The sequence below is a fragment of the Novosphingobium profundi genome (assembly GCF_020524485.1).
Classification (GTDB): domain Bacteria; phylum Pseudomonadota; class Alphaproteobacteria; order Sphingomonadales; family Sphingomonadaceae; genus Novosphingobium; species Novosphingobium profundi_A.
In genome coordinates this window covers 821556-833798 of sequence record NZ_JAIVLF010000001.1, presented here as the reverse complement: position 1 = coordinate 833798, position 12243 = coordinate 821556, and the positions used below count along the sequence as shown (strand labels likewise).

Below are 12243 nucleotides of genomic sequence, written 5' to 3'. Positions count from 1 at the left end.
TTGACCAGTCGGCGGAACCATTTGCGGTCTCCATGTGTCTAACCCCAAGAGCCGGAGCCGCTGCGTTCCGAAGTTTTCGCGCAAGCTCTGGGGGGCATTCACCTTGATGGAAGGCAATCGGGCCTCACGCCCGGCACGGTCGGTCGAACAGGCCTCGCGCATCGCGGGGTTTTTCCGCATGGGCGATTGCCTTGGAAAGCAATTTCGCTATCGCAGCATCGTGCCCTACGCCTGCAAGTCCCCCTTCCCCCGCCCTTCCCTTGCTCCTGCCGCTCTTGCGCTGACCTGCGCGCTGGCCCTGTCCGCCTGCGCGGGCACCACCGAGCGCACCACGCCCGCCTCCACGCTGGCGCCGATGCCCGCCGCCGCGCGCGAACCGACAGAGCTCTACTGGTGGCGCAGCGCGGGCGATCCGCTGCTCGCCGAACTGGTCGAGACGGGCCTTGCGCAGAACCGCGACCTTACCTGCCAGGCGCTCTCGCTGCGCCGCGCCAACGAGCGCGCACGTTCGCACGCACGCCGCATCGACACGCGCATCGGGCGCCTGTTCGACACCCGCGGCACCGATGTCGACGCCGCCGAGGAAGCCGCCCGCGCCTTCACCTATGCCGACCGGCGCGCCGACCTCGCCGCACGGATCGCCCGCAGCTACATCGCGACGCGCGAATTGCAGGAAATGCTGGACGCGCGCGAAGAAACTCTCACCGCCACCCGCGACAACGCCGAGATCGCCGCCTTCCGCGAGAAAGCGGGCCTCGTCTCGGGCGTCGATACGGGCCTTGCCGGGACCGCACTGGCGGCCAGCAACGATGACATCGGCACGCTCCAGACCCGCTACGAGGACAGCCGCCATGCGCTCGCGCAGCTGGTCGGCCTCAGCGACGCAGCGCTGGAAGCCAAGCTCGGCGAAACTGGACAGGTGCCCGACATTGGCGCGCTCCCGCCCGAAGAGACCACACCGGAGGACATTGCGCGGCGCGCGGACCTGCTCGCGCTCGAACGCCGCCTCATCGCGCATCTGATCGAAAGCAAGGTAAGCGACGAGGACCTCGCCGCCGCGCTGGCCGATCTGAAGGACCCTGCTGCGCTTCCCGAAGCCGACACCGCAACACCTGCGCGCGCCGTGGTCCGCCAGTGGCGCGAAGCGCGCGACGCCGCGCTCGACGAACTCGCCACCAGCCGCAACCGCATGGCGCTCTCGACCGAACGGCAGACCAAGCTGGACGCGGCCATGAGCCGGGCCCGAGACACGGTCGAGGACGCGCGCCTGGCCTATCGCACCGGCACCGGCACCATGGCCACGCTCTATGTCGCTGAGGACGCCATGCGCAAGCTGGGCGACGCGCGCATTTCCGCGCGCTCGGCCCGCGCACAGGCGACCATCGGCAACTGGGATGCACAAGGGTTAGGCTGGTCAGAGGCCGACCTCGATCCCCCGGCCCCACCCGCCGACGGCCCGGAGGTGCTGGTCTGTGAGTAATCCCGAAACGCCTGGTACCGAGAGCACGGACAGCTCGCTCGACACCTTCCTGGGCGCAGCGCCCCGCCGGGGCCGCCGCCAGCTCATCAGCTTTGTCGTCCTCGTCCTTGCCGTCATCGCGATTGCCACGCTCTTCGTGCGCTTCGTGGCGGGCAACGATGATCCCTACTACATCGCCAGCATCACAAGCGGCGACTTCGTGCCGCGCCTTTCCGAAGCGGGCATGGTCCACGGCGCCGAGGAACTGCCGATCCGCGCGCGCCTCGACGGACGCCTCGCCGATCTGCCGGTCAAATCCGGTGATACGGTAAAGTACGGACAGGTCCTTGCCCGCATCGAAGCCCCCGGCGGCGATGAGACGCTCGCCGCCCACGAGGCGCGCCTGGCCTCGGCGCAGGCCGATGTCGCGGCAGCCGAAGTCTCCGTCTCGGAGGCATCGACACGTCTGGCCCGCTTCGAGCGGGTCTGGCGCGAATCCGACCACCGTGTGCCCTCCACCAACGAAATGGAAGGCGCCCGCGCCGACGCCCGCCGCGCCCGCGAGGGCCTTGCCGCCGCGCAAGGGCGCCGCGATGCCGCGCAAAGCGACGTCGAGGCCGAGAAGGAGCGCGCCCGTGGCCGCGTGATCCGCGCGCCGTTCGACGGCAAGGTCGTCGTCCACGATCTCAGCCAGGGCCAGGGCGTGCTGCAGGACATGCTTCTCTTCACGCTGGTCCACCCGGGCAGCCAGCTGACCTTGCGCGTGCCGCTTGCCAGCAAGGCGGCGATGGCGCTGGAGCCGGGCGCCGAAGCCAGCGTGCGGCTCGAAGCCCAGCCCGATGCCGCCCATACCGCCGTCCTCGACCGGATCGAGGATGCGAGCGGCCAGCGCGTGGCGCACTTCCGTCTGACCGGCGAAACCCAAGGCGTCGAGCCGGGCATGGCCGCGCGCGTCGAGGTGGCACTGGCCCCGCGCAGCAACGTCCTGCTCGTTCCCGACGCCGCGCTGGAGTTCCGCCCGGACAACGCGGGCGAGGCGATGGACGGACGCGATTCGATCTACCTCGTGGGAGAGGATGGCAACCCGCGCCGCGTTTTCGTGACCGTGGGGGGCAGCGACGGCGGGCGCACCGAGGTGTTCTCGTCGCAGCTTGAGGCCGGTGACGATGTCATCATCGGCTGGCGCGAGGCGCCCCAGGCGCCCGCCGCAACAGGGACCTGACGCAAGCCATGAAACCGGGGGCACCAGACCGGAGTTCACGAGCCTTATGCTGACCAAATCCTCTTCCAAGACTCCTGCCCGCCTCCCGCTCAATCGCCGCGAGGCAGGCGGCCTGCTGCTGGGGCTGGCCACGGTCCTTGCCGGGGGTGCCTTTCCGCGCGCCGCGCTGGCCGCAGCCGAGCCCGCCGCCATGCTGGGCGATCCCGAGCCGTTCTCGTGGGAAATTCTTGTAAAGCGTGCCCGCGCGCTTGCCAGGGCCGCCTATCAGACGCCGGAAGTCTCGCCCCGCGCGGCGCAGGACTTCGACACCCTGGCGCGCCTTACCTACGGCGATGCCCATGCCGTGGCCGACGTCGTGCGCTTCTTTCCGACCGCGACCGCCGTCTCCCCCTATGCGGTGGGCATCGACATCGTGCGCGATGGTCTGGCCCGGCCCGTGGTCGACAATTCCAGCCTCTTCGTCGGCGAAGAAGAGGCCGACATCGCGGGCTTTCGGGTGATGGCCGCCGATGGCCACGCCGATTGGCTCTCCTTCATGGGCGCCAGCTATTTCCGCACCTCGGGTTCACGCGACCAGTTCGGTATCTCCGCGCGCGGCCTTGCCATCGACACCGGTCTGGCCTCGGGCGAGGAATTTCCCCGCTTCACCCACTTCTGGATCGAGCAGGCGGGCGCCGACCACTTCGTGATCCATGCCCTTCTCGACAGCCCTTCGGTCGCAGGTGCCTACCGCATCGACACGCGCGGGGGCGGCGATGCGGGCGTGGTCCAGGACGTGAAGGCGCAGTTGTTCGTCCGCAAGGACGTGCAGCAGCTGGGCATCGCGCCGATGTCGAGCATGTTCTGGTTCGACCAGGCCAGCCGCTCCTATCCGCGCCCGCCGCGCGGGCCCGACTGGCGCCCGGAAGTCCACGACAGCGACGGCCTGCTGATCCGCGCGGGCAACGGCGAGCAGGTCTGGCGTCCGCTGGAAAACGCGCTCCACCCGATCACCTTCAGCTTTACCGCCGATGATCCGTCCGCCTTTGGCCTGCTTCAGCGCGACCAGACCTTCGACCATTACCAGGACGATGGCTCCTGGTACGACAAGCGCCCCTCGCTCTGGATCGAGCCGACCTCGGACTGGGGCAAGGGCGCGGTGCGGCTCTATGAAATGCCCACCGACAACGAGAACCAGGACAATGTCGCGGCCTTCTGGACCCCGGCGAAGCCCGTGCGCAAGGGCGACGAGATGGCCTTCGGCTATCGTCTGACCTGGACCTCGGACGATCCCAGCCAGAGCGCCATCGCCCGGTGCGTCAACGACTGGCAGGGCAAGGCCGGTCTGGCCGATGGCCCGGCGATTGCGGGCGCGCGCAAGTTCGTGTTCGACTTTAGAGGGCCCTCGCTGGCCGGGCTCGACCGTTCGAGCGGGGTCGAGGTTGTCGCCGAAGCGCCGCCCGAGGCAATCCTCGCGCGCGAGGTCCACCCGGTGGTCGGCCAGGAGAACACCTGGCGCGTCAAGCTCGACGTGCGCATGAGCGACGCGCAAGGACGGGGGAACCCGATGGACCTGCGCCTGTTCCTGAGGCAGGGCGAGAACGCCCTGTCCGAAACCGTGATAAAGACCTTGAACGTATGACCATGGCCCCGCCGCCCGCGCAGCCCCCGCGTCCGCTTCCCGAGGAAGCGCCGCTGGAGATGCCGATCCAGCGCCTCGATGGCCCGCCGCCGGGCTCCATCGAGGTGAAGACGCAGCCGCCGGGCATGGCGATGAAGCGCCTCCTCCTGATCACGCTCACCGCCGTGATCGGCCTTGCCGCGTCGAGCGAGCTGCGCTTTGCCTTCTCGCGCGACGGGCTCGATGCCTTCGAGGTTGCGCTTCTGGTCTTCTTCATTCCGCTGTTCACCTGGATCGCCTTCGGCTTCGTGAGTTCGACGGTGGGTTTCCTCAAGCTCATCTCGGGCGAGCACCCCGGCTTCACCGCGATCCCCAGCCCCGCGCAGTCTCTCTCCAAACGTACCGCGGTGCTGATGCCCGTCTACAACGAGAGCGTGGAAGAGGTCTTCGCGCGCGTGCGCGCCATGGCCCGCTCCATCGAGAAGGCGGGCGGCGCGCCGTGGATCGACTTCTTCGTGCTGTCCGATTCCAACGAGCTGTCCGGAAAGCGGGAATACGCCGAGTGGCTGGAGGTCGCCGCCGAGGCGCCGATCAACGTCTACTACCGCCGCCGCGAGAAGAACATCGCGCGCAAGCCCGGCAACATCGCCGAATGGGTGCGCCGCTTCGGCGGGGCCTACGAGTGCATGCTGGTGCTCGACGCGGATTCGATGATGAGCGGGGATTCGATTGTGGGCATGGCCTCCATCATGGAGGAGCGCCCCTCCATCGGCCTCCTTCAGACGGTCCCCATGATCATCAACGCGCGCACGCTGTTCCAGCGCTGGATGCAGTTCGCGAGCGAGGCCTACGGCCCCATCGCGTCGGCGGGCCTGCTGTGGTGGTCAGGTTCGGAATCGAACTTCTGGGGCCACAACGCCATCGTGCGCACGCGCGCCTTTGCGGAGAGCTGCGGGCTTCCCGAACTGGCGGGCAAGGGTCCCTTCGGCGGGCACATTCTCAGCCACGACATGCTCGAATCCGCGCTGCTGCGCCGCCGCGGCTGGGCGGTCCACATGGTGATGATCGGCGGCTCCTACGAGGAGTTCCCCCCCACCGTCGTCGACATGGCGATCCGCGACCGGCGCTGGATGCAGGGCAACCTGCAGCACCTTCAGCTCCTCGCCAGTTCGGGGCTCACCTGGACGCACCGTCTGCACCTGCTGGTGGGCGCTTCGGCCTACCTGACCTCGCCCGGCTGGCTGCTGCTGCTCATTGTCACCATTGCGCAGACGGCAGGTCAAATGGGCGCCGGGTTCGTCGGCACCGCGCCGCCCAGCGTGCTGTGGCTGACCGTTGTGCTGCTGTTCGGGCCCAAGGCGATGGGTCTTGTCTGGATGCTTTCCGATGCCAAGCGCCGCGCGGCCTTTGGCGGAACGGGCACGATCCTGCGTTCGGTGGCGGCCGAAGTCCCGCTCGCTGTCCTTTTCGCGCCGATCACCATGGTCACCCAGACCAAGGCGCTGATGGGCCTGCTCTTCGGTATCTCGGCAGGCTGGTCGACGCAGGCGCGCGAGGCGCGGCGCATCTCGGTGCGCGAGATCATCCCCGACCTTCGCGAGCACCTCGCGCTTGGCCTCCTGTTCGCCGCGACCGCCTTCCTCGATCCGGTCACCGCGATCTGGCTCTCCCCGCTGACTTTGGGCCTGCTTGCCTCGCCCTGGTTCATCAGCCTGACCTCGCATTCCTCGCAAGGTGCGCTGGAAAAGCCCACCCGGCTCTTCAAGGTCCCCGATCCCACCATCGACGACCAGGCCGAGAAGCGCGCGCATCCCGTGCCCGCCGCTGCGCACACCAGCCCGGAAACCAGCCACGCCCCATAACGAACACCCGGGACCGCCCTTGCAGGCAATCCCGGGTGTTCTCCTTTCGGTTGGCGCGACCCGACCGGTTGGCCCATCCTTATCCCGCCGCGCAGGACTGCGGCGGGAACAGGGAGGAGTGTCAGAAGGCGTCTGCCTCCAATTCCATCATCGAGCTCTTACCCGACTTGATCGCGAGGAACGCCGCCGTTGCCTGGGGCAGCAGGCGGTCGAAGAAGAAGCGCGCGGTCGTGATCTTGGCCTTGTAGAAGGCCGCATCCTCGGCGCCTTCAGCAAGCTTGGCGCGCGCGAGGAGCGCGGCCTTGGCGAAGGTATAGCCCATCGCGACAAGACCGATCAGGCGCAGGTAGTCGGTGGCCGCGGCAGCGGCCTCCTCGGGGTCCTTCATGCCCTTCTGGGCAATCGTGCCGGTCGAAAGCTGGAGCGCGCCGAAGGCCTTTTCCAGCCCCTCGATCATCTTGCCGAAGTCTGCATCCTCCTTGTTCGCCTCGACGAAAGCGGCAACCGGGTGGAAGAAGGAACGCAGATAACGGCCCATGTGCGCGGGCATCTTGCGCCCGACAAGGTCGAGCGCCTGGATGCCGTTGGTGCCCTCGTAGATCATCGCGATGCGCGCATCGCGGGCGAACTGCTCAACCCCGCTCTCCGCGATATAGCCGTGCCCGCCATAGACCTGGACGGCGAGATGCGCCGCCTCGTGGCCAAGGTCGGTGAAGAGCGCCTTCACGACCGGGGTCATCAGCGCGATGAAGTCCTGCGCGCGGGCCTTGACCTCAGGATCGCTCGAATGGCGCTCGGCATCGAGCGCGCGGGCGACCCAGGCGCCAATCGCACGGCTGCCCTCGTTGTAGGCGCGCATCGTCATCAGCATGCGGCGCACGTCGGGGTGGACGATGATCGGATCGGCCGGGCCATCGGGGTTCTTGACGCCCGAGAGCGAGCGGCCCTGCACACGGTCCTTCGCATACCACACCGCCGACTGGTAGGCCGCCTCGCCCACGCCCAGCCCCTGGATGCCGACCGAGACGCGCTCGGTGTTCATCATCGTGAACATGGCTTCCATGCCCTTGTGCGGCTTGCCCACGAGCCAGCCCACGCTGTCCTCGAAATTGAGCTGGCAGGTGGCCGAGGCCTTGAGGCCCATCTTGTGTTCGATGGCCTGGACCGAGACGCCGTTGGCCGCGCCCGGCGTGCCATCGTCCTTGGGCAGGTACTTGGGCACCAGGAACAGGCTGATCCCCTTCACGCCCGGAGGGGCATCGGGCATGCGCGCCAGGACCAGGTGGACGATGTTTTCGGTCAGGTCATGCTCGCCCGCCGAGATGAAGATCTTCGCGCCGGTGAGCTTGTACGAACCGTCATCCTGCGGCACGGCCTTGGTGCGCAACATCCCAAGGTCCGTGCCGCAGTGGGGTTCGGTCAGGCACATGGTGCCCGACCATTCCCCGGAAACCATCTTCGGCAGGTAGGCCTGCTTCAATTCGTCGCTGGCATAGCCCTCGATCGCGGTTGTCGCGCCGTGGGTCAGGCCAGGGTAAAGGCTGAAGGAAAGGTTGGCCGAGCAGATCATCTCCTCGGTCAGCTTGTTGACCGCTTCGGGAAGTCCCTGCCCGCCCCATTCGGGATCCGAGGCAAGCGCACACCAGCCGCCCTCGCGGAACATGTCGTAGGCTTCCTTGAACCCCTTGGGCGTGCGTACGACGCCATTTTCCAGCGTGCAGCCTTCGATGTCGCCGCTGCGGTTCAGGGGCAGAAGCACTTCCTGCGCGACCTTGGCCGCCTCTTCCAGAATGGCGCCGGTAAGGTCGGGCGTGAATTCGGACAGCGCCTCCAGATCGCCGAACCCGTCGTCGGCGTGAAGCTCGTTCAGCACGAACGCCATGTCGCGCAAGGGGGCCTCGTATACCTGCATCTCAACTCTCCTCGCGGGGGACACGCAGCGCGCGTCCCCCTGTTATTTTCACTCAGTTGCGCAGCGGCTTGCCGGTCTCGAGCATATGCTCGACGCGGGCGATCGAACGCGGCTCGCGCACCAGTTTCATGAAGGCGTCGCGCTCCAGCTTCAGCAGTTCCTGCTCGCTTACGGTGTCGACCAGATCGGCCTCGCCGCCGGTCAGGACCTCGGCCAGGGCGTCCGAGACGACGAGGTCGTACTCGGTCGCAAGGCCACGCTTGTGGAAGCCTTCTGCCGCCATCGAGAGGCCGACCCGGCCGCTGTCGCCGGGGAGCCGGAACTCGGGAGCCTCGGGCGGGGTGTACCCCTCCACCAACGACAGAGCCTTCTGCTTGGCATCGTAGAGCAGACGGTCGCGGTTCATGGTGATCCCGTCATCGGGGCGCAGGAAGAGCATTTCCTTGGCCTGCGCGGCCGACTTGGAGACAGTGGCGGTCGAGACGGTCTCGAAGACCTTGGCGACGGGTGGCATCGGCCCCCTGGGCATCTTTGCCGCGTTGCGTGCGCGCAGGAGCATCTCGCCGTTGCCGCCCCAGCCGGGCACCAGCCCGACACCGCATTCGACGAGGCCGGTGTAGAGCTCGGCATGGGCCTGCACGGCATCGCAGTGGAGCAGGATCTCGCAGCCCCCGCCCAGCGCCATGCCCGCTGGCGCGCCGACGACCGGGAACGGGGCGTACTTCAGGCCCTTGTAGGCCATCTGCCCGCCCGCGACGAGCTTCTCGATCTCCGAATAGGCCGCGATGTTCACCGCGAACATGGCAAGGCCCAGGTTCGCCCCTGCCGAGAAGTTGTCGGCATCGGTGTAGACCACGAGCGCCTTGTACTTCTCCTGGACGAGCGGCAGCGCCTTGGTGATGAGCTTCATCACCTCGCCATCCAAAGCGTTCATCTTGCCCGTGAATTCGAGCGCGACGACGCCATCGCCGATGTCCCAGAGCGCGGCCGAGGCGTTCTTGAGGATCGGCTGGGAGGCCAGCTTCACGTCGGCAAGCCGCAGCACGCCATCGGGGCGCACAATATCGTGGTATTCGCCGTCAAGGCCAAGGAACTGGCGCACGCCGTTCTCGACACGGTAGAACGAGCGATCCCCCGCCACCTTCAGGATCTCGGGAACCGGCTGGCCGTCCTCCTCCAGGCGCTTGGCGAGATAGGCCGCGCCCAGCACGTCGATCATCTCGAAGGGGCCCTGCTTCCAGTTGTAGCCCAGCTTCATCGCATCATCGATGGCGACCACGTCATCCGCCGCCTCGGGCACGAGGCTCGCCGCGTAGGCCAGCGTTCCGCCCAGGATCGCCCATGCATACTGCCCGATCTCGCCCTTGGTCTCGACCAGCTTGCGCAGGTTGCCCTTGGCCGCAGCGCCGCGCGGGCCTGCTGGACAGGTAACCGCGTGGTACTCGCCCGAGGCAAGGTCGATGACCTCCTTCTGGCGGCCCTTCTCCTTGTTGAGGCGGTAGAACCCGCCCTTGCCCTTGCGACCGGTGTAGCCGTCCGCGATCATCTTCTGGATGAGCGGAATGTCGCGCGCGATGGCCTGGTAGGGGTCGTCCTTGGCCAGCGTCGAGGTGAGGCTGGCCTGAAGATGCGGCATGAGGTCGATGCCGACCAGATCGACAAGGCCGAAGATGCCGGTCTTGGGAACGCCCATGGGCTTGCCCGCCACCGCGTCGGCCAGCTCCACCGAGATCCCCATGTCGAACGCGGCGTTGAGGCCAAGCTGGATCCACAAGGTGCCGATGCGGTTCGCAATGAAGCCGGGGGTGTCTTTGGCCGCAACCACCGTTTTGCCCAACTTCACGTCGGCAAATTCCTCGACCTTGGCGGCCACATCGGGTGCCGTGGCCGGGCCGGTCACGATCTCCATGAGGCGCATGTAGCGCGGCGGGTTGAAGAAGTGGGTGATGAGGAAGTCGGCCTTGAAGGCCTCCGAGCGTCCCTCGACAAGGTTCGCAAGGGGAATCGTCGAGGTGTTCGACGAGACCGCCGTACCCGGCTTCTTTAGCGCCTCAAGCTTTTCGTAAAGGCCCTGCTTGATGTCGAGCCGCTCGATCACCGCCTCGATGATCCAGTCGCAGTCCGCGACCTTCTCAAGGTCGTCCTCGATATTGCCGGTCTCGACCAACTTGGCCGCCGATTTCGACATGAAGGGGGCGGGCTCGGTCTTGAGCATCTTGGCGACCGCGCCTTGCGCGATGGCGTTGCGGTTGGTCGCATCCTTGGGGACGATGTCGAGCAGGAGCACGGGGACACCGGCGTTGGCAACCTGGGCTGCAATCCCTGCGCCCATGGTGCCAGCCCCGATCACGCAGACTTTCTGGATGGGCTGGGTCATTCCACCGCCTCCAGAACCGTGGCGATGCCCTGGCCGCCGCCGATGCACTGGCTGGCGAGCGCGTACTTTCCCCCCTCGCGCTTCAGCAGCGAGGCCGCCTTGCCGACAATGCGCGCGCCGGTTGCGCCGAGCGGATGGCCGATGGCAATGGCGCCCCCGTCGATATTGGTTTTCGCGGTATCGAGGCCCAGGTCCTTGATGCAGGCGATGGCCTGCGAGGCGAAGGCCTCATTCAGTTCGACCACGTCGAGGTCCGCTGCCGTGATCCCGGCGCGCTCCATCGCCTTCTGGCTGGAGAGGATGGGCCCAAGCCCCATCGTTTCGGGCGCGCAGCCCGAAATCGCGACCGACTTGATGCGGGCCAGGATCGGGAGGCCATGCGCCCTGGCATAACTTTCCGTGGTGACGAGCACCGCGCTCGCGCCATCGGTCAGCGGCGAGGAGGTGCCCGCCGTCACCGAACCCTTGGCGTCGAACGCGGGCTTGAGCCCGGCCAGATCCTCGGCGGTGGTGCCGCCGCGAATGGTGCCGTCCTGCTCGACCAGACCATCCCTGGTCTCGATGGGCACGATCTCGTCGACGAACTTGCCCGCATCGCGCGCGGCGCTCGCACGCTTCTGGCTTTCCACGGCAAGCGCTTCCTGCTCGGCGCGCGGGATCTGGTACTTGGTCGCGACGTTCTCAGCCGTCTCGCCCATGCCCATGTAGGCGGCCGACTTTTCGGCGAGCGCACGGTTGGGCATCGGGTTGAAGCCCATCATCGGCACGCGGCTCATCGATTCGATCCCGGCGCAGATGAAGGCCTCGCCCGCACCCACGGCGATCTGGCCCATGGCGATGTGGATCGCGCTCATCGAGGAGCCGCAGAAACGGTTGACGGTCATCCCGCCGACCGAGAGCGGCAGGTCCGAAAGGAGGCCGATCAGGCGCGCGACGTTGAGGCCCTGTTCGCCTTCGGGAAAGGCGCAACCCACGATGAGATCCTCGATGTCGGCGGCTTCCACGCCGGTCTTCGCGATCAGGCCGCGCACGACCTGCGCCGCCAGGTCATCGGGACGAACGCGCGCCAGCGCGCCCTTGTTGGCCAGGTGAAAGGGGGAGCGGGCGTACCCCGCAATGACGACGCTATCCATGCATTCTCTCCACAGGCGAACCCGGTTCGTTCGAATCCCTCTTGCGGCGATTCCGTCAACGTCCGGATCTGAATCTTGTCGATGTCTTCCCTAAGGGTGCAATTCTTTCCCTATACGTCAAGCAAAATGTGCGCTATCAAATCCTCAACACGGCAGGCCGTGGCCCGGTTCCCAACCCGGGTCACGGTCGAGACCGTGGGAAGAGAGAGGATGAAAGATTGCGCATGCACACCAGCAAATCCGCGCTTCTTGCGCTTGCTGCCGGGCTTGGCCTGGCCGCACCTGCGCAGGCGGCCAGCGCCGATTCGGCGCTCGGCACCTGGCGCACCCCATCGAAGAACGGCACCATCGAGATCTCGCGCTGCGGCGCCTCGATCTGCGGCCGCCTCGTCAGCTCGGACAACCTGAAGAAGAACCCGAACCTGCGCGACGTCAACAACAAGGACGAAGCCAAGCGGGACCGCAAGCTGATGGGCCTGCAGATCATCGGCGGCTTCGAGAAGGACGGCGACAAGTGGGAAAAGGGCTCGATCTACAACCCCGAAGACGGGGGCACCTACAAGGCCACGATCTCGCTTGAAGGACCCGACACGCTCAAGCTCAAGGGCTGCATCGTGTGGCCCTTGTGCAAGACCCAGACCTGGACGCGGATCGACTAGGCCCCTTCACGCGTTAACG

The 12243-nt window shown here is 67.0% G+C and carries 8 protein-coding genes; 5 read left to right on the top strand and 3 right to left on the bottom strand.

The window, feature by feature from the left end:
- Window positions 1–106: 106 nt before the first annotated feature.
- The 4 genes from LC060_RS03580 to mdoH are packed head-to-tail and all read left to right on the top strand — an operon-like array spanning window position 107 to window position 6143.
- Window positions 107–1480 carry a TolC family protein gene (locus tag LC060_RS03580; RefSeq protein WP_226632771.1) on the top strand — a complete coding sequence of 458 codons (1374 nt, stop codon included), beginning with the start codon at window positions 107–109 and terminating at the stop codon, window positions 1478–1480.
- Window positions 1473–2681 (top strand): efflux RND transporter periplasmic adaptor subunit, encoded by a 1209-nt coding sequence (locus LC060_RS03575; RefSeq protein WP_226632770.1) that lies wholly within the window; start codon window positions 1473–1475, stop codon window positions 2679–2681. The genes LC060_RS03580 and LC060_RS03575 overlap by 8 nt, the downstream gene beginning before the upstream one ends.
- A 46-nt stretch (window positions 2682–2727) precedes the next feature.
- Entirely contained in the window at window positions 2728–4302 is a 1575-nt protein-coding gene (locus LC060_RS03570) for a glucan biosynthesis protein (RefSeq protein ID WP_226632769.1), read from the top strand.
- Complete coding sequence (gene mdoH, locus LC060_RS03565; RefSeq protein WP_226632768.1) at window positions 4299–6143, top strand: glucans biosynthesis glucosyltransferase MdoH; 1845 nt, start codon at window positions 4299–4301, stop codon at window positions 6141–6143. Before LC060_RS03570 ends, mdoH begins: the two co-directional genes overlap by 4 nt.
- Before the next feature lie 121 nt (window positions 6144–6264).
- Here mdoH and LC060_RS03560 read toward each other — a convergent pair whose 3' ends face one another.
- From LC060_RS03560 to LC060_RS03550, 3 genes are read right to left on the bottom strand one after another with little or no spacing between them, the layout of a single operon-like run.
- Complete coding sequence (locus tag LC060_RS03560) at window positions 6265–8055, bottom strand: acyl-CoA dehydrogenase C-terminal domain-containing protein (RefSeq protein WP_226632766.1); 1791 nt, start codon at window positions 8053–8055, stop codon at window positions 6265–6267.
- Window positions 8056–8107: 52 nt separating this feature from the next.
- On the bottom strand, window positions 8108–10432 hold the full coding sequence (locus LC060_RS03555) for a 3-hydroxyacyl-CoA dehydrogenase/enoyl-CoA hydratase family protein (protein WP_226632765.1): 2325 nt from the start codon (window positions 10430–10432) through the stop codon (window positions 8108–8110).
- Window positions 10429–11565, bottom strand: a complete 1137-nt coding sequence (locus tag LC060_RS03550) for a thiolase family protein (protein ID WP_226632763.1) — start codon at window positions 11563–11565, stop codon at window positions 10429–10431. The genes LC060_RS03555 and LC060_RS03550 overlap by 4 nt, the downstream gene beginning before the upstream one ends.
- A 224-nt stretch (window positions 11566–11789) precedes the next feature.
- On the opposite strand from LC060_RS03550, the gene LC060_RS03545 reads away from it, so the two are divergent.
- Window positions 11790–12224, top strand: a complete 435-nt coding sequence (locus tag LC060_RS03545) for a DUF2147 domain-containing protein (protein WP_226632761.1) — start codon at window positions 11790–11792, stop codon at window positions 12222–12224.
- Window positions 12225–12243 lie beyond the last annotated feature (19 nt).